Below are 18263 nucleotides of genomic sequence, written 5' to 3' on the forward strand. Positions count from 1 at the left end.
ATGACACATCGGGCGTAACGTTCTGAAACGTCCGCGTCCGCGAAGTCAGCGCGCAGCGAGCGAGACGACCTCCGCCGCCGCCCGCGCGACGTCGTCATTGACCACCCGGTAATCGAACTCCGACTGCGCCGCCAGCTCCACCCGCGCCGTCCGCAGCCGGCGCGCCCGCTCCTCGGCGTCCTCGGTGCCTCGGCCGACGAGACGGTTCACCAGTTCGTCCCAGCTGGGTGGGAGGAGGAAGACGAGCGTCGCCGACGGCTCGGCCGCCCTCACCTGCCGGGCGCCCTGCAGATCGATCTCGAGCAGCACCGTGCGCCCGTCCTCGAGGGCGTCCTCGATGGGCCGGCGAGGGGTGCCGTACCGGTGGGAGTTGTGCACGGTGGCCCACTCCAGAAGCTGACCCTCGGCGATGAGCCGGTCGAATCCCGCGTCATCGACGAAGAAGTAGTGCTCTCCGTCACGCTCGCCGGGCCGGGGTGCGCGCGTCGTCGCCGAGATCGACAGCAGGATGTCGGGATGGTGCGCTTTGATGTGCGCGGCCACCGTGCCCTTGCCGACCGCCGTCGGGCCGGCCAGGACGATCAGGCGGCTCCGGTCGGTGCGCGGCGCCGGCTCGGGCCAGCGGTCGTCGAGGAATGCCAGCAGATCGCGGCGCTGGCGGGCGCCCAGCCCGCCGAGCCGCTTGACCGGTGCAATGGCGAGGGTCTCGAGGATGCGGTCGCGCTTGCCCTCGCCGATCGCCGGGAGGGCGGTCAGGAACTCCGTGACGCGGAGGGTTCCGGCGGGCGAGTCGGGCGCGGCGAACGCACGACGAGCGAGCTCCTGGGGCGAGGTCACCCGTGTGGCGAGGTCGCGCTTGAGCGCCGCCCTCGCGCGGCGGGCCGCGACGGCCCGCTCCGACGCGGCCCGACGGTCGACCTCGGGGGGACGACGCGGCGAGCTCACGACAGCACCTTCCGGTATAGGGCCCGCCGTTCGTCGATCCGGGCGGCGAGCTCTGTCGGACCGGCGGAGAGGATGCTTCGGCTCTCGCTGGCGAGCACGTTGCGCGAGAGCGCCCCGAACAGGCGCGGCAGGTCGGCGGGCTCTGCACCCTGGGCTCCGAAACCGGGCGCGAGGATCGGCGCACCGCGGAGCAGGTCGTCGGTGAGCCCGAGCTCGCCACGGTCGACGGTCGCGCCGACGACGAGGCCGATCGGGCCGAGATCGCCGGTGAAGGCGGCCGAGCCGTTCACCCAGGTCACGTCGCGGGCGACCCGGGCGGCGACGGTCTGCCCGTCGTCCGCGGCCACGTCCACCGGGTGGGCGGTCTGCAGCGGAGCCGCTTCGGGGTTGCTGGTACCCGCGAGGACGAAGACGCCCTTGCCGGCACGGACCGCCCCGGTGAGGGTCTCGCGGAGAGAGTCGGGCCCGAGATAGGGGCTGACGGTGAGTGCATCGGCCTCCAGCGGCGCACCGGTGCTCAGCCAGGCTGCGGCGTACGCCGCCATCGTGCTCCCAATGTCGCCGCGCTTGGCGTCGGCGATGACGAGCAAGCCCGATGCGCGGGCGGCGGAGAGGGTCTCTTCGAGCACGGCGAAGCCCGCGGCGCCGAACCGCTCGAAGAACGCCACCTGGGGCTTGACCGCACCGACGCGCCCGGCGGCGGCCTCGACCGTCCGCAGGGCGAAGGTGCGAACCCCTGCCGCGGTGTCGTCGAGACCCCAGTCGGCGAGCAGATGCGCATGCGGATCGATGCCCACGCAGAGAGGGCCGTGGTCGTCGAGGGCGGCCCGCAGGCGTTCGGCGAAACCGGTCACCGGGCCGCCGCCCGGTCGGCCGCGTACTCCTGCAGGCTCCGCACCGCGAACCCCTCGCGCAACACGGGGAGGGCGCTCACGGCGGCACCGAGCACCGCCATGGTGGTGAACAGCGCCTTGTCGGCCGCGACCGCCGCGGCGCGGATCTCGTAGCCGTCGGCCCGGGCGAGCCCGCCGCTGGGGGTGTTCACGACGATGTCGATGTCGCCGGCGTTGATGAGGTCGACGATGTTCGTCTCCCCTGTCGCCTGGGTGGCGGAGTACTTGTTCACCACCCGCACCTGGATGCCGTTGCGCCCGAGGATCTCGGCCGTCCCCTCCGTGGCCACGAGGTCGAACCCGAGTTCCTGGAGCCGGTGGGCGGGAAGGATCACGGCGCGCTTGTCGCCGTCGGCGACGGAGATGAAGACGGTGCCCGTCAGCGGCATCCCGCCGTAGGCGGCCTCCTGGCTCTTGGCGAACGCGGTCGGGAAGTCGCGGTCGATTCCCATGACCTCGCCGGTCGAGCGCATCTCCGGCCCGAGGACGGAGTCCACGATCTGGCCGTCGCGTGTGCGGAACCGCTTGAAGGGCAGCACCGCCTCCTTGACGGCGACGGGGGCGCCCAGGGGCACACGCGAGCCGTCGGCCTCGGGGAGGAGCCCCTCGGTCACGAGCTCTGCCACCGTCGAGCCCGCCATGATGCGGCTCGCGGCCTTGGCGAGCGGGATCCCGAGCGCCTTGGAGACGAACGGCACCGTGCGGCTCGCGCGGGGATTCGCCTCGATGACGTAGAGCACACCCGCGCTGATCGCGAACTGCACATTCAGAAGACCCCGCACCCCCACTCGGTGGGCGATGGCGAGGGTCGCCTCGCGCACCCGGTCGATGTCGCTCCGACCGAGCGACATCGGTGGCAGCGCGCAGCTGGAGTCGCCGGAGTGGATGCCGGCCTCCTCGAGGTGCTCCATGATGCCGCCGACGTACAGCCGGTCGCCGTCGTAGAGCGCATCGACGTCGATCTCGATGGCGTCGTCGAGGAACCGGTCGACCAGAAGCGGCATCCCCGGTCCGATGATCGCCTGATCGGCGATGCGGACGAAGTAGTCGCGCAGGCTCGGGGTGTCGTACACGATCTCCATGCCGCGGCCGCCGAGCACGAAACTCGGGCGGACGAGCACCGGGTACCCGATCTCCTCGGCAATGGTGACGGCCTGGTCGACGTCGATGGCCGTGCCGTTGCGCGGCGCGATCAGACCGGCGTCGTCGAGGAGGCGCGAGAAGAGCTCGCGCTCCTCGGCGAGCTCGATCGCGGCGGGACTCGTGCCCAGGATCCGGTAGCCGGCATCCTCGATCCCCTGCGCGAGGCCGAGCGGCGTCTGGCCGCCCAGCTGGCAGATGACGCCGAGGATCTCCCCCGACTGCGATTCGGCGTGCAGGACCTCCAGCACGTCCTCCAGCGTCAGCGGCTCGAAGTACAGCCGGTCTGAGGTGTCGTAATCGGTCGACACCGTCTCGGGGTTGCAGTTGACCATGATGGTCTCGAAGCCGGCGTCTGCGAGGGCGAACGAGGCGTGCACGCAGGAGTAGTCGAACTCCACGCCCTGGCCGATGCGGTTGGGGCCAGAGCCGATGATGACCACCTTGGTGCGCTCGGACGCCGCGATCTCGGTCTCGCTGTCGTAGCTGGAGTAGTGGTACGGCGTCAGCGCCGGGAACTCTCCCGCGCAGGTGTCGACGGTCTTGTACACCGGGCGGATGCCGAGCCCGTGGCGCAGGGCCCGCGCCTCGGCCTCGGAGATGCCGCGCAGCTGCGCGATCTGCACGTCGCTGAAACCGTGATCCTTCGCCAGACGCAGGGTCGCGTCATCCAGCTCCTGCGCCCCGCGGATGGCCTCGGCGACCTCGTTGATGAGCACGATCTGATCGAGGAACCACGGGTCGATCGCCGTGGCCTCGAACGCCTGCTCGGGGGTGGCGCCCAGGCGCAGGGCCTGCTGGAGGACCACGATGCGTCCGTCGGTCGGGGTCTTCGCGACCTCGAGCAGCTCCTCGGCCGACCGGGACTCCTCGCCCCAGTGGAAGCTCGAGCCGCGCTTCTCCAGCGACCGGAGCGCCTTCTGCAGGGCCGTGGTGAAGTTGCGGCCGATGGCCATCGCCTCGCCCACCGACTTCATGGTGGTCGTCAGCGTGGTGTCGGCCGCCGGGAACTTCTCGAAGTTGAAGCGGGGCACCTTGACGACGACGTAGTCGAGCGTCGGCTCGAAGCTCGCCGGGGTCACCCGCGTGATGTCGTTGGGGATCTCGTCCAGGCGGTAGCCGATCGCGAGCTTCGCGGCGATCTTCGCGATCGGGAACCCCGTGGCCTTGGAGGCCAGCGCCGAGGAGCGCGACACCCGCGGGTTCATCTCGATGACGATGATGCGACCGTCGTCGGGATTGACGGCGAACTGGATGTTGCAGCCGCCGGTGTCCACACCCACGGCGCGGATGATGTCGATGCCGATGTCGCGGAGCTTCTGGTACTCGCGGTCGGTGAGGGTCAGCGACGGGGCGACGGTGATCGAGTCCCCGGTGTGCACGCCCACCGCGTCGACGTTCTCGATCGTGCAGACCACGACGGTGTTGTCGGCGGTGTCGCGCATGAGCTCGAGCTCGTACTCCTTCCACCCGAGGATCGACTCCTCCAGGAGCACCTCGTGGGTGGGCGAGTCGTGCAGGCCCGCGCCCGCGATGCGCCGCAGGTCGGTCTCGTCGAAGGCGAATCCGGACCCGAGGCCTCCCATCGTGAAGGACGGTCGCACGACGAGGGGGTAGCCGAGCTCGGCGGCCCCGGCGAGGACCTCGTCCATCGTGTGGCAGATGCGGCTGGCCGCGACATCCGCGCCCGCTTCGATCACGAGCTCCTTGAAGACCTGACGGTCCTCGCCCTTGCGGATGGCATCGACCTTGGCGCCGATCAGCTCGACGCCGTACTTGTCGAGGATGCCCTTCTCATGCAGCGAGATGGCGGCGTTCAACGCGGTCTGGCCGCCGAGGGTCGGCAGGATCGCGTCGGGCTTCTCCTTGGCGATGATCGTCTCGAGCACGTCCGAGGTGATCGGTTCGATGTAGGTCGCGTCGGCGAAGTCGGGGTCGGTCATGATCGTCGCCGGGTTGGGGTTGACGAGGATGACCCGCACCCCTTCGGCGCGCAGGACCCGGCACGCCTGGGTTCCGGAGTAGTCGAATTCGGCGGCCTGGCCGATGACGATCGGGCCGGACCCGATCACGAGGACGCTGTGGATGTCGTCGCGCTTGGGCATCAGTCGTTGCTCTCCTGGGCGTTCGCGGTGCCGGGCTGGGTGTCTCGGTGCTCGCGCACCATGTCACGGAACCGGTCGAACAGGTAGTTGGCGTCGTGCGGGCCTGCGGCCGCCTCGGGGTGGTACTGCACCGAGAAGGCGGGGATGTCGAGGGCGCGGAGCCCCTCCACCACGCGGTCGTTGAGTCCGATGTGGCTGACCTCGACCCGGCCGTAGCCCTGCGGGCTGTCGAAGGGGCCGTCGAGGGGCGCCTCGACGGCGAAGCCGTGGTTGTGGGCGGTGATCTCCACGCGGCCGGTGACCTTGTCGAGCACCGGCTGGTTGATGCCGCGGTGACCGAAGGGCAGCTTGTAGGTGCCGAGACCGAGGGCGCGACCCAGCAGCTGGTTGCCGAAGCAGATGCCGAAGAACGGCAGCCGGTCATCGAGCACCGCACGCAGCAGCTCGATGTGGTCTGCCGATGCGGCGGGGTCTCCGGGTCCGTTGGAGTAGAACACCGCCACCGGGTCGATCGCGCGGATGTCGTCGATCGTGGCGTTCTGCGGCAGGACGTGCACCTCGAAGCCGCGGTCGGCGAGGTTCTCGATGGTCGCCTGCTTGACGCCGAGATCGAGCACCGCGAGGTTGCCGAGACGCTCGCCCCGGGCGGGGGTGACCTCCGCGACCGCCACCGACACCGTGGAGGAGAGGTTCTGCCCCGTCATCTCCGGCGCCTCGCGCACGACGCGCAGCTGCGCGTCGGGATCGAGAGCCGCCGCCTCGCCCGAGAAGATCCCGCCGCGCATGCTGCCGGCCGAGCGGATGTGGCGGGTCACCGCCCGAGTGTCGATCCCGCTGATCCCGACGATGCCGTCCGTGGCGAGGGCATCGTCGAGCGACCGCTCCGAGCGCCAATTCGACACGACGCGGGCAGGGTCTCGGACGATGTAGCCGGCCACCCAGATGCGACGTGACTCGACGTCCTCGGAGTTCATTCCGGTGTTGCCGATGTGCGGTGCGGTCTGCAGCACGATCTGACCCGCGTACGACGGATCGGTCAGGGTCTCCTGGTAGCCGGTCATACCGGTCGAGAAGACGACCTCGCCGAGGGTCGTGCCGCGCGCACCGTAGGCGCGGCCGGCGTGGCGGGTGCCGTCCTCCAGGACGAGGACGGCGGGGTCGGTGGCGAGGAGCCCTGTGGTGGGGAGCACTGTGGTGGGGAGCCGGGTCATGCGTCGTCTCCAGTCTGGGGAACGAGGGGGCGGATGGCGGTCGCGAGAGCCTGCGCGGAGGCTTCCTGCGGCCGGAAGAACGAGTCCACGGGGGTGCCGTCGTCGAGCCGCCACACCAGGCGGGTGAGGCCGCCGGACTCCACGACACGGTCGATGGCGACGGTGGCCTGGTCGACGGCGGCGAGGCGGGCCGTGGGGAGGAAGAGCAGGGGCGCGCCGTCGAGGTCGACCGCGACGCCACCATCGGTGACGGTGACCTCGCCGCGGGCCCGGAACCCCAGATGTCGGATCGCGAGGCGCTCGAGCGGTTCGTCGTGGCGGGTGGTGGCGACGTAGAGCACGCCGAAACGGGCGAGCTCGGCGGAGCCGGCGGGGGGCGCGCCCACGGGCGCGGCCAGGCCCGCGTCACGACGGGATCGTCGGCGCCACGCCCAGACGAGGAGGACGAGCACGACGACGACCCCGGCGAGGGTGACGATGAGGGCACCCTCGCGGGTCATGCGTGCACCCCCGGCGTCTCGAGTACGTCGCCGTCGGCGACGGTGACCGTCCCGCGGTGGAGGGTCCAGCGGACCTCCCCCGGCAGGTCGCGGCCGAGGTACGGGGAGTTCTCACTACGCCCTCGCAGATCCGCCGTCGTGAACGGTCGGGGGGCGGCGGGGTCATACAGGGTCAGCGACGCCGGCTGCCCGGCGTCGAGCGGCGTGCCGGCGGCGTCGAGCCGACCGATGCGCGCGGGAGCCTCGGACATCACCCGCGCGACGTCGGCCCAGCCCAGCATCCCGGTCTCCACCATCGCCTCGTGGACGACGCGGAGGGCGCTCTCGAGGCCCACCATGCCGTTGGCGGCGGCCTGCCATTCGCAGGCCTTGGCCTCGGCGGGGTGCGGGGCGTGGTCGGTCGCGACGATGTCGATCGTGCCGTCGGCAAGACCCTCCCGCACGGCCCGCACGTCCTCGTCGCGGCGCAGCGGCGGGTTGACCTTGAAGCGGGCGTCGTAGCCGCGGACGAGCTCGTCGGTGAGCAGCAGGTGGTGCGGGGTGACCTCGGCGGTCACCGCCACTCCGCGGCGCTTGGCCCACCGGATGATGTCCACCGATCCGGCGGTGGAGAGGTGGCAGACGTGCAGGCGCGAACCGACGTGCTCCGCAAGGAGGACGTCGCGGGCGATGATCGACTCCTCCGCCACCGCCGGCCAGCCGGCGAGGCCGAGCTCGGCCGAGACCGCCCCCTCGTTCATCTGCGCGCCCTCGGTGAGCCGCGGGTCCTGCGCGTGCTGGGCGATGACGCCGTCGAACGCTTTGACGTACTCCAGGGCCCGGCGCATGATCAGCGGGTCCCAGACGCAGAACCCGTCGTCGCTGAAGACGCGCACACGCGCGCGGGAGTGCGCCATCGCACCGAGTTCGGCGAGCCTCTCGCCGCGCTGCCCTACCGTGACCGCGCCGATCGGCTGCACGGCGACGTAGCCGGCGGCCTCGCCGAGTGCCAGCTCCTGCTCGACGACCCCGGCCGTGTCGGCCACGGGCGAGGTGTTCGGCATCGCGAAGACCGTCGTGTATCCGCCGGCGGCGGCCGCCCGCGAGCCGGTGAGGACCGTCTCGGCGTGCTCGAACCCGGGTTCGCGCAGGTGGGTGTGCAGATCGACCAGGCCGGGGAGGGCGATGAGGCCGTCGGCGTCGATCGCGGTGGCACCCGCGCGGCTGAGGCCCGAACCGACCTCGGCGATCCGTCCGTCCTCGATGAGGATGTCGACGCGTTCACCGGCCAGCGGCGCGGCGCCGCGGATCAGGAGGGGGGCCGGGGTGGCGGAGTGAGAGGCGCTCATCGTCCGTCCTCTCTCTCGTCGTCGCGCTCGCCGGCCAGCAGGAGGTACAGCACGGCCATCCGCACGGAGACACCGTTGGTCACCTGCTCGAGCACCGTCGACCGCTCGGAATCCGCGGCTTCGGCGGCGATCTCCAGCCCTCTGTTCATCGGGCCCGGGTGCAACACCATCGTATCGGGAGGAAGGGCGGCGACCCGTTGCCGCGACAGCCCCCACACCCGCGCGTACTCGCGCTCGGTGGGGAAGTAGGCCGCCCTCATCCGCTCCAGCTGGATCCGCAGCATCATCACCGCGTCGGGACCCTCGGCGATCGCCCGGTCGAGGTCGTAGTCGACCCTGACCGGCCAGTCCGAGACATCCTGCGGGATCAGCGTCGGCGGGGCGACGAGGGTGACCTCCGCGCCGAGCGCGGTGAGCAGCCAGACGTTGGAGCGGGCGACCCGCGAGTGGAGGATGTCGCCGACGATCGTCACGCGGATGGCGTCGAGGCCGCGGCCGCGGCTGGCGTCGCCGAAGCGGCGTTTGCGGATCGTGAAGGCGTCCAGGAGCGCCTGCGTGGGATGCTCGTGGGTGCCGTCGCCGGCGTTGACCACGCCGGCGGTGATCCACCCGCTCGTCGCGAGCGTGCGCGGAGCGCCCGAGGCGCCGTGACGGATGACGACAGCATCGGCGCCCATCGCCTGCAGCGTCTGGGCGGTGTCCTGCAGCGACTCGCCCTTCGAGACGCTCGAGCCCTTGGCCGAGAAGTTGATGACGTCGGCCGACAGGCGCTTGGCTGCCGCCTCGAACGAGATGCGGGTGCGCGTGGAGTCCTCGAAGAAGAGGTTCACCACCGTCTTGCCGCGGAGGGTCGGGAGCTTCTTGACCTCGCGTCGCTGGGTGTCGGCCATGTCCTCGGCGACGTCCAGGATGCCGACGGCGGTCTGGCGGTCGAGGGTCTTGGTGTCGAGCAGGTGCCTCACGATGCGCCCCCCTCGATCGAGACGGAGTCCTCGCCGTCGATCTCGCGGAGGCGCACGTTCACCCGCTCCTCTCGCGCGCTCGGCAGGTTCTTGCCGACGAAGTCGGGCCGGATCGGCAGCTCGCGGTGCCCGCGGTCGACGAGCGCCGCCAGACGCACCGCAGCGGGTCGCCCGATGTCCTGGAGCGCGTCGAGGGCGGCGCGGATGCTGCGGCCCGAGAAGAGCACGTCATCGACCAGGACGACCACGGCGCCGTCGATGCCGCCCGGCGGGATCTGCGTGGGGTGGGGCGCGCGCGTGGGATGGCGATGCAGGTCGTCGCGGTACATCGTGACATCCAGCGCTCCGATGGGGACGGAGACGCCGCCGAACTCGGTGACGAACGCTCCGATGCGCTCGGCGAGGGGGACGCCGCGTGTGGGGATGCCCAGGATCACGAGACCGTCCGGCCCCTTGTTGGACTCGAGGATCTCGTGAGAGATCCTCGTCAATGCCCGAGTGATGTCGGCGTCGTGCAGAACGGTGCGCACGGTCATCCGCCGCTCCCTTCTCCGCCTCACGGGACGGATTTAAAGGTTGCCGGTTACCACCCCTCACCCTACCGGACCCGCCCCGGTTCCCCCGCGCGCCCCACCCCCGCTCCCCCGACCAACGCCCGTTCATCCGTCGGAGATGTACACGTCAGGGCCCTTCTGGCGTACATCTGCGACGAACGAAGAGCGGACGCGACGCGCTGCGCCCCGCCTGCGGACGGCCGATCGTCAGCGGCGCGTGCTCAACGCGACGCGGACGCGGTCGACGTACTGCAGCGGGTATCGGAAGAGCTGATCGCGGGCGACCCGGATGACCCGCCACCCCGCATCCATGAGCCGCTCGTGCTTCTCGAGGTCGCGCTGCCACTGCGCGGCGTCGGTCCGGTGCTGGTCGCCCTCGTATTCAATGGCGATCCGCAGCTCCGGGTACGCCAGGTCGACGCATCCGAGGAACTCTCCCGCAGCGCCGTAGACGTCATGGTCGGTCACCGGCTCGGGAAGACCGGCGTCGACGAGCAGAAGCCGCGCCCAGGTCTCGGTGCGCGACGCGACCCCGGGACGGATGCGCTCGAGCGCCGCGCGAAGCGCCTCGGCACCGATCCGGCGGCCGATGGTGACGGCGCGACGGAGTTCGTCGAGGTCCCCCAAGGCGGGACGGATGACATATCCGAAGGGCCCGGCCACACGCGGAGATCGCACGATCGCATCGCCGATCGCGACCAGGTCGTACCCGGTGATCATAGGGGCGAGCATCGCCCAGGTCGTCGCCGGATCGGACACGGGCACCCCGAACAGCGGATGCCGCACGATCCGGACGAGGTCGGGGCGGACGTGGTGCCCAACGGTGCCGGCAGCCCGAGGTGCGCGGCCCGGCGTGCTGACATGAACGCGCGTGTCGGAGAGATTCGGAAGCGGCAGATCCCACAGGAGCGCCGCCGTGGTGTGGCTGAAGCAGCCGCCGTCGTTCATCCGCACGCTGAACCGCAGGGCTGCCTCGATGATCGCGGCGCGCTCGCGCGCGAACGGATGCGCCGCGGCATCGTGCGCACGGGGTGCGGCCCTGACTCCGTAGAACGGCCTTTCGAGCTCCGCTCGGTCTACGCGGCGGCGCGACATCCCTCGCGTCCGCGCGTCGGCCACGGTGAAGGCCCCTCGCTGCGCGCCTGCATTCATCCGACCAGGGTGCCCCGCGCGCCATCCGTCCCTCTGCCGTTGTCCACAGCCATGCTTCATCCGTCGAAGATGAACGGGAAAGCCCCTTCGCGACGTACATCTTCGACGGATGAGCGGCGGGGGCGTGGGGGCGTGGGGGGTGGCGCCGTCCACGCCGACGGCCCGGCTGCGCGGCGGGGCGTGCGTCAGAGGGCGTCGTCGCGCGGCGGCGGGCGCGGGGGGACGCGCGACGGAGCGATTGCCCGGCTGTCGTTCACGAGCAATTCGTTCGTCGCAGATGTACGCGTTTTCGCGGCTGTGGCGTACATCTTCGACGAACGAACGGATGGCGAAGGTGTGCCGGCGCGCGAGGCCAGGGCAGCGAGGCGAGGGCGCCGAGCCGACGGCGCCGGGGTCAGGCGCCGAGCCGTCGGCGGCGGGGTCAGGCGGCGGGCGCCTCGGCGCGGTCAGCCGACTCCTCGGCCTGGCTGGCGCGGATCGGGTGTCCCTGCGAGGTCAGGCACTTCCCCGACGTGAGGTCCCACTTCCAGTCGTGGAGGCTGCAGGTGAGCACGCCGTCCTCGACCTTGCCCGTTTTCGACAGATCGGCGCGCAGGTGCGGGCACCTGCGCTGCACGACCCAGTCGGCGAGTCGGATGTCTTCGGAGACATCCGACTGCTCGGCGTACCAGTTCTCCACGTACTCGATCCGGTCCCGCGACAGGCACTTCAGGAACGTCGTGAGGAACTCGTTGAACTTGCCCGACCGGCCGACCTCGAACTGCATCGACAGGAAGATCGAGTTCGACCAGTCGATCTCGTGGTCGCGGATGTTCGTCGAGACGAGATCGGCGGGGATGGTGTACCAGTAGATGCACTCCTCGCCGTCGTACGCCCGCACCTTCGCGCGCGGGAAGTCGACGACCATGTCGAGGTCGCCGATGCGGAAGCGCACATTCCCGCCGACACCGTTCCGGATGGTCCGCGCGCGGCGCAGCAGAGGCTCCCACCACTCCTTGATGGCCGCGAGCATCTCGTCCGGCGCGAGCACGGGCGCGCGGGTGGCCTCCTCCGCGGCGATCTCGGCCTGCCGCGCGTCGCGCTGCTCGGCGAGGTAGGCCCACTTGTCGTCGAAGACGCGGTCGATCTCGGTCTCGGTGTACAGCGTCTGCGTGACCGAGAGCGCCCCGTCGTTCATCTCCACGACGGTCCCGGGGACGAACTCGTAGCCCTTCTGGTCGGGGCGCACCTCGGCCATGTGCCGCAAGAACTCCCTCTGGTCGGTGAAGATGGCGTCGCCGTCCAGCCCCTGCCCGTTGAACTTGAAGAGCGCCTCGCGGAGGAACATCGGCGGACCCGCCATCGGGAACACGTGCTCGGCGTCGACCTTCTCGATGTAGTACATCGCGCGCTTGTTCTGGGCGTCGCGCTTCAGTCGAGCGAAATTCTGCTTGGCGTCCTGGGGAAGGTCGTAGACCATCGGCCACCAGATCGCTCCCGAGACCTGGGTGAAGTACGCCTCGGGCTTGGAGAACGCCATCAGCTTGTCGAGGTCCAGCGGGTGGGAATCGTTCTGATTCAGGATGCTGGCGGTGCCGTCGTCCACTGACAGAGACGAATCCCCGATGGGGCCGTCGCTGGGGGCCCGCAGCGGGGTGACCATCAGCTTCATCGGCCCGAACTCCAGCGGCACGCCCGCCTGGGTGAAGACGATGTTGTCGTAGCCCAGGCGCCGCAGGTCTTGCTCGAGGTCGTCGGTGGGGTACTCCGGGAGGAGCACGCGGATGTCCTTCGGCACGTACCGCTCGAGCAGCGCGGGGTCGAAGTGGTCGCGGTGCCGGTGGGAGATGTAGAGGAAGTCGGCCTTGCCGAAGCGCTCCCAGTCCAATCCCCGGTTGTCGGGGAAGGGGAACCACGAGCCGAAGAAGGTCGGTCCCATGACGGGGTCGCAGAGGATGCTGCCACCGCGCGTCTCGATGAACATCCCCGCGTGGCCCAGGCCCGTGATCCGCATGCGTCTCCTCCGTTCGAACCGGAGCGATTCTACGCGGGTCGGCTCCGCATCGGCCATGCGTGGCGAGCCGCGCCGTCCGTCACTGCGCGGCCGGACCGCTGTCGGCGGCGTCCCCGACGGTGTCGCGGGAGTAGGCACGATCGCCCATCACCCAGGTTTCGGCGACGGCGCGGTCATCGCCCACCATCATGATCGCGAAGAGCAGCTCGGCGGCCTCCTCGAGTGTCGCCGGTGCACCGCCGCCGGGGGCGAGGTCGGTGCGCCACGTCACCGCCGGCGGCCCGCCCCGTGCGTCGAGCACCACGAAATCGGCCTCCTTGCCGACGTCGAAGCTCCCGACCTTGTCCTCCAGCCGCAGCGCCTCGGCTCCCCCGAGGGTGATCGCATAGAAGGCGCGGTACGGCGACAGCCTGTTGCGCTCCGCCTCGGCGGCATCCTTCTTCGAGGGATCGACGCTGCCGTCCAGCAGGGTGTTGTTGAGCATCCCGACCTTGTAGGCGTCTTCCAGCACGCTCAGCATGCTGAAGCGGTTGCCTCCGCCCACGTCGCTGCCGAAGGTGAGCCGGACCCGCTGATCCGGGTCGGTGGCGCGTCCGAGCCGGAACAGCCCGCTGCCGAGGAACAGGTTCGAGCACGGGCAGAAGGTGACCGCGGCACCGGCCGCGGACAGTCGCCGGAACTCGTCGTCCGTGAGCCAGACCCCGTGTCCGCCGGTGAACTTCGGACCGACCAGACCGTACTTCTCGTAGACGCCGAGGTAGTCCGTGCAGTCGTCGTGCAGCGCGAGCACCCCGCGGATCTCGGAGGGGTTCTCCGAGATGTGGGTGTGCACCCAGAGATCGGGGTACTCGGCCTTGAGACGTCCGCAGGCGGCGAGCAGGGCGTCGCTGGCTCCGTAGGCGAAGCGCGGTGTGATGGCGTACGCGCTCCTGCCGACACCGTGGTACTTCTCGATGAGGAGCCGGGATGCGGCGACGAACTCGTCCGCGGTCGTGGTGAACCACTCCGGCGCGTTCACATCGATCGCGGTGATCCCCGTGATGATGCGGACGTTGCGACGCGCGGCCTCTTCGAAGACGACCTCGGTGGTGACGGGCTTGGCCGTGGTGAAGGCCTGACAGGTCGTCGTGCCCGAGGCGAGCAGGGTGTCGAAGAACCGACGGACTCCGGCCTCGGCGTAGTCGCGGTCGAAGTAGCGACGCTCCTCGGGGAACACCCACTTCTCCAGCCACGGCAGCAGCTGCTCGCCGTACGACCCGAGGATGCGCGTCTGCGGAACGTGGATGTGCCCGTCCACGAAGCCGGGGAGGATGAGCCTGTCGGGGATGCGGGTGACCGGCGCATCCGGATGACGCGCGGCGACCTCGTCGCCCGGACCGAAATCCGCGATGATGCCGCGGTCGTCGACGACCAGCATCCCGTCGGAGACGAATCGCGCGGCGGCCTGCTCGTTGCCGACGTGCCGCCACGGATCATCGACGAAATCGAGGAACGCCCCCCTGATCGCGCGCATGGCGGTCTTGGTACCCGCTGATCAGGATGCGCGGGAGATGCGCCCGAGCACGCCGTGGACGAACGCCCCGGAATCATCCGTGGAGAACTCCTTGGCCAGCTCGACGGCCTCGTCGATGGCGACCGCCGCGGGAACGGCGTCGTTGTAGAGGATCTCCCAGGCGCCGATGCGCAGCAGTGCGCGATCGACGGCGGGCATCCGCGCGAGCGACCAGTCCTTGGCGAACGTGGTGATCTGCTCGTCGATGTCGTCGCGCTGGTCGATGATGCCGTCGACGATCTCGCGGGCATACAGCCACGAGGCCTCGCGAGCGGGCTCGCTGGCGGCTCGCTTGGCCTCGGCGGCCAGGATCACCCCGAGCTCCTCGCCGCGCACGTCGGCCTGGAACAGGATGTCGAGCGCGCGCTTGCGTGCTTTGGTGCGGGCACTCATCGGGCGGCGTCCGCGTTCAGTTCACACGACCGAGGTAGTCGCCGGTGCGGGTGTCGACCTTGACCTTGGTGCCGGTCTCGAGGAACAGCGGAACCTGGATCTCGTACCCGGTCTCGACGGTGGCGGCCTTGGTGCCGGCCGACGACCGGTCGCCCTGCAGCCCCGGCTCGGTGTAGGTGATCTCCAGGACGACGGATGCCGGCAGATCGATGTAGAGCGGGTTGCCGTTGTTCAGCGCGATGGTGACCTGCTGGTTCTCGAGCAGGAAGTTCTTCGCATCCCCCACGGTGGCGGCCGGGACGTTGACCTGGTCGTAGTCGCTCATGTCCATGAAGACGAAGCTGTCGCCGTCGTTGTAAAGGTAGGTGAAGTCGCGGCGATCGACGTTCTCGATCTCGACCTTGGCGCCGGCGTTGTAGGTGCGGTCGACGACCTTGCCGGTCACGACGTTCTTGAGCTTGGTACGGACGAACGCCCCACCCTTGCCGGGCTTGACGTGCTGGAACTCCACGACGCTCCAGAGCTGTCCGTCGATGTTGAGGACGACGCCGTTCTTGATGTCTGCGGTCGATGCCATTGCGCTGATCGGATCCTTCGAAGTGCGGGCGATGTGCCCCGGAGGCGTGACGGCCGAACGGCCGACCACCGATTCTACGGGACGATCGGCGATCAGCCCTCGGCCTGGCCGGTGAGGAGGTCGATCAGCAGGCGCGTCGCTGTGCGGTATCCCTCGATCCCCTCCCCCATGACGTGGACGGCGGCGACGTCGGCGACGTAGGAGTGGTGGCGGAACGGCTCCCGGGTGCGGATGTCGGAGATGTGGACCTCGGCGACGGGGAGCGCGACGCCCGACAGCGCGTCGCGCAGCACGACGGAGGTGTGGGTGAGCCCCCCGGGATTGATGACGATGCCGTCGCAGTCCTCCCGCGCCGCGTGGATCGCATCGAGCAGGACGCCCTCGTGGTTGCTCTGCAGCGCCCGGATCTCGAATCCGCGCTCGGCCGCGGTGCGGGTGACGAGATCCTCGACGTCGGCGAGGGTCTGCGAGCCGTACACCGCGGGCTCCCGGACACCCAGCAGGTTCAGGTTCGGCCCGTTGACCAGCAGGATGCGTCGGGTCGTCGTCATATCCGTCTCTCTAGGGGTTTGCGCATCTCGATCTCGGGACCGATGACGCTGGTGAAGGCGACTCCCGTGGGCACGAAGCCGATCCGTCGGTACGCCGCCTGGGCCCGCGCATTGTCGCGGTGCACGTCGAGGGTCAGCGCGTCGGCGCCGTGACCGGCCGCCCACGTCGCGGCGGCGTCGATCAGTCGGTCCAGCAGCCCCGCACCACGCGCAGCCGGGGCGATGAACACCCCGACGACATCGGCCCGAGGGGCGTCGAGGGTGCGGCCGAGATGGTCGCGGTCACCCGATGTGCGCAGCAGCACGCTGACCGAGCCGACCCAGGAATCACCCTCGACCGCGACGAACTGCGCGGCGTCCTCACCGAGCGCTGCGGCGGACGCGCGATCGCGCCACGCCGCCTCGTCGCGCGCCCGTTCCTCCTCGAGCGTGGTGAGGAAGGCCATCGAGGCGGCGGGATCGCTGACGGCGGCCATGCGAAGATCGCGGATCTCGGCCCACTCGTGCAGGCGGACCCGGCGCACCTCCGCCGGCGACGTCACCCCGCGACCCTTCGCGCTCACTCCTGCACGCTATCAGCGCCCCGCTGCGCGACGAGGCGTACCGGCGCCGTCCCCGCGCCGTAGCCGGCGTAGCCGTGCACACGCTCGACGAACTCCAGGAACACCTCGCCGAGGGTGCCGGTGTAGAAGTGGAGGTACTCCCCCTTCGCGTCGCGGTCGTACGCGAGATGCAGGTCCTGCAACTCGTCGAGAACGTCGTCGGCGAGGGCGAACCGTGCCGCGAGGTCGTCGTAGTAGTTCCTCGGCAGGGGCAGGGGACGGAAACCGCGCGTACGCGCCGCCCGCGCGAGCGCACGCACATCGCTGCACCGGAACGCCGCGTGCTGCGGAAGCGATGCGCTCCCCGCCGCACCTCGTTCGGCGAGGATCGCCGGTGCGACGTTGAGCGGGATGCGGATGGCTCCGCCCGGGGCGGTGAGCACCCGGCTCTCCACCAGTCCCTCGGGACCGGGGACTTCCGTGCGGCTCTCCAGGCTCAGCGAGAAGCCCGCCATGTAGAACAGCGTGGACTCCTCCACCACCTGCCACGGCTGAGTGAGACTGATGTGGTCGACGCCGAGGATGGTACTGTCCTGCGGCGGCTCACCGTGCTCGAACTCCGCCACCCATGCCGGGTCGCCCTCGTCCGCGGCCTGCGCCCAGTAGACCGCCGTGCCGTCCGGGGCCACTGCGCCGTTCAGCCGCTCCTCCGTGGCGTACGTCCGGCGATAGGCCCGCGGTACACGCAGGTCGCGCAGGCGGAGGTCGACCGCCTCTGCGTCGTCGACCTCGAAGCCGATCGCCGCGAGCTGGGGCTCCCGACCCCGCGCATGCTGCTCGTTGAGCACGACCCGCGCCTCGCCCGCCGTCCACAGGGTGACGGCCTTCGTCCGGTGACGTCCTCGAGGGGTGAAGCCGAGCTTGAGGAGCAGCTCCTCCACCGCAGAGGTGTCTTCCGCAGTGATCTCGACGAAGTCGATGTCGGACGGGGCGGCCGAATCGGGAAGCATGGCGATGTCGGATCGGTGCGCGGTGGCATCGGGATCGGTCCGCGCGACCGCGTCCTCCAGCCAGCGCAGCGAGCGTCGAGCGTGAAGGGCGGTGCGACCAGGGTCGGTCTGCCGGAACGTGTCATTGAAGACCTCCAGCGACCACGGTCCGCGATACCCGGCGGCCACCACCAGGGCGGTGAAATCCGCGAGATCGAATCCCCCCTCACCGGGGAAGAGGCGGTGATGGCGGCTCCACGACAGGACGTCCATGCTGAGCAGCGGTGCATCCGCGAGCTGGACGAAGAAGATCCGATCCCCCGGGATGTCCCGGATACGAGCCGGGTCGTGTCCACGCGAGAGGATGTGGAAGGAGTCCAGGCACACGCCGACGGCGGGATGGTCGGCCAGTTCGACGACCCGCCACGCCCGACGGTAGTCGTCGATGAATCGCCCCCATGCGAGTGCCTCGAACGCGAGGCGGATGCCGTAACCCTGCGCCAGGTCGCCGAGGCGACGCAGCTGCGAGGCGGAGACGGCGTCGTCGTCGATCGTGGCCGTCGCCACGTTGCTGCAGCAGAGCACAAGATCCATGCCCAGACGCTGCATGAGTCGGAACTTGGCTTCTGCGCGGTGCATCACCGCAGAGAAGGCCGCGTCGTCGACGCCCTCCACGTCGCGCAGGGGCTGATACAGATCGAGCGTGAGCCCGAGGCGTTCCGCGAGGGCGGCGATCTCCTCAGGACTCTCGGGGGCCGCGAGCAGGTCGGGTTCGAAGATCTCGACTCCGTCGAACCCGGCGGCCGCGCACGCGTGCAGCTTGTCGGTGAGGGTTCCGCTCAGGCACACGGTCGCGATCGAGGTCTTCATGGGCGC

16 protein-coding genes are annotated in these 18263 nt (G+C 70.2%); all 16 read right to left on the reverse strand.

The features are described 5' to 3' along the window. Positions 1 to 45: 45 nt before the first annotated feature. The gene (gmk, locus tag T9R20_RS09590; RefSeq protein WP_322409095.1) at positions 46 to 945 is read right to left on the reverse strand and encodes a guanylate kinase; all 900 of its coding nucleotides are present in this window, start codon (positions 943 to 945) and stop codon (positions 46 to 48) included. Continuing rightward, complete coding sequence (pyrF, locus tag T9R20_RS09595; protein WP_322409096.1) at positions 942 to 1799, reverse strand: orotidine-5'-phosphate decarboxylase; 858 nt, start codon at positions 1797 to 1799, stop codon at positions 942 to 944. Before pyrF ends, gmk begins: the two co-directional genes overlap by 4 nt. Then, on the reverse strand, positions 1796 to 5083 hold the full coding sequence (gene carB, locus T9R20_RS09600) for a carbamoyl-phosphate synthase large subunit (protein WP_322409097.1): 3288 nt from the start codon (positions 5081 to 5083) through the stop codon (positions 1796 to 1798). The genes pyrF and carB overlap by 4 nt, the downstream gene beginning before the upstream one ends. After that, the gene (gene carA / locus T9R20_RS09605) at positions 5083 to 6294 is read right to left on the reverse strand and encodes a glutamine-hydrolyzing carbamoyl-phosphate synthase small subunit (protein WP_322409098.1); all 1212 of its coding nucleotides are present in this window, start codon (positions 6292 to 6294) and stop codon (positions 5083 to 5085) included. The genes carB and carA overlap by 1 nt, the downstream gene beginning before the upstream one ends. Beyond that, on the reverse strand, positions 6291 to 6794 hold the full coding sequence (locus tag T9R20_RS09610; protein WP_322409099.1) for a hypothetical protein: 504 nt from the start codon (positions 6792 to 6794) through the stop codon (positions 6291 to 6293). Before T9R20_RS09610 ends, carA begins: the two co-directional genes overlap by 4 nt. Further along, positions 6791 to 8122 (reverse strand): dihydroorotase, encoded by a 1332-nt coding sequence (locus T9R20_RS09615; protein WP_322409100.1) that lies wholly within the window; start codon positions 8120 to 8122, stop codon positions 6791 to 6793. The genes T9R20_RS09610 and T9R20_RS09615 overlap by 4 nt, the downstream gene beginning before the upstream one ends. After that, positions 8119 to 9084 carry an aspartate carbamoyltransferase catalytic subunit gene (locus T9R20_RS09620; protein ID WP_322409101.1) on the reverse strand — a complete coding sequence of 322 codons (966 nt, stop codon included), beginning with the start codon at positions 9082 to 9084 and terminating at the stop codon, positions 8119 to 8121. Before T9R20_RS09620 ends, T9R20_RS09615 begins: the two co-directional genes overlap by 4 nt. Next, entirely contained in the window at positions 9081 to 9620 is a 540-nt protein-coding gene (gene pyrR, locus T9R20_RS09625; RefSeq protein ID WP_322409102.1) for a bifunctional pyr operon transcriptional regulator/uracil phosphoribosyltransferase PyrR, read from the reverse strand. Before pyrR ends, T9R20_RS09620 begins: the two co-directional genes overlap by 4 nt. Positions 9621 to 9845: 225 nt before the next feature. Further along, positions 9846 to 10790, reverse strand: a complete 945-nt coding sequence (locus T9R20_RS09630) for a hypothetical protein (RefSeq protein WP_322409103.1) — start codon at positions 10788 to 10790, stop codon at positions 9846 to 9848. A gap of 421 nt (positions 10791 to 11211) precedes the next feature. Further along, entirely contained in the window at positions 11212 to 12783 is a 1572-nt protein-coding gene (locus tag T9R20_RS09635) for a Rieske 2Fe-2S domain-containing protein (RefSeq protein WP_322409104.1), read from the reverse strand. Positions 12784 to 12862: 79 nt separating this feature from the next. Continuing rightward, a complete protein-coding gene (guaD, locus tag T9R20_RS09640) occupies positions 12863 to 14296 on the reverse strand; it encodes a guanine deaminase (protein ID WP_322409105.1) in 1434 nt (477 codons plus the stop codon). A gap of 21 nt (positions 14297 to 14317) precedes the next feature. Next, entirely contained in the window at positions 14318 to 14728 is a 411-nt protein-coding gene (gene nusB, locus T9R20_RS09645) for a transcription antitermination factor NusB (RefSeq protein WP_322409106.1), read from the reverse strand. A 16-nt stretch (positions 14729 to 14744) separates the two neighbouring features. Continuing rightward, entirely contained in the window at positions 14745 to 15305 is a 561-nt protein-coding gene (gene efp / locus T9R20_RS09650; RefSeq protein ID WP_322409107.1) for an elongation factor P, read from the reverse strand. A gap of 92 nt (positions 15306 to 15397) precedes the next feature. After that, the gene (aroQ, locus tag T9R20_RS09655; RefSeq protein WP_322409108.1) at positions 15398 to 15856 is read right to left on the reverse strand and encodes a type II 3-dehydroquinate dehydratase; all 459 of its coding nucleotides are present in this window, start codon (positions 15854 to 15856) and stop codon (positions 15398 to 15400) included. Next, a complete protein-coding gene (locus tag T9R20_RS09660; RefSeq protein ID WP_322409109.1) occupies positions 15853 to 16419 on the reverse strand; it encodes a GNAT family N-acetyltransferase in 567 nt (188 codons plus the stop codon). The genes aroQ and T9R20_RS09660 overlap by 4 nt, the downstream gene beginning before the upstream one ends. Further along, positions 16416 to 18257 (reverse strand): sugar phosphate isomerase/epimerase and 4-hydroxyphenylpyruvate domain-containing protein, encoded by a 1842-nt coding sequence (locus T9R20_RS09665; protein ID WP_322409110.1) that lies wholly within the window; start codon positions 18255 to 18257, stop codon positions 16416 to 16418. The genes T9R20_RS09660 and T9R20_RS09665 overlap by 4 nt, the downstream gene beginning before the upstream one ends. Positions 18258 to 18263 lie beyond the last annotated feature (6 nt).

It is taken from the genome of Microbacterium invictum, assembly GCF_034421375.1.
Lineage (GTDB): Bacteria > Actinomycetota > Actinomycetes > Actinomycetales > Microbacteriaceae > Microbacterium > Microbacterium invictum_A.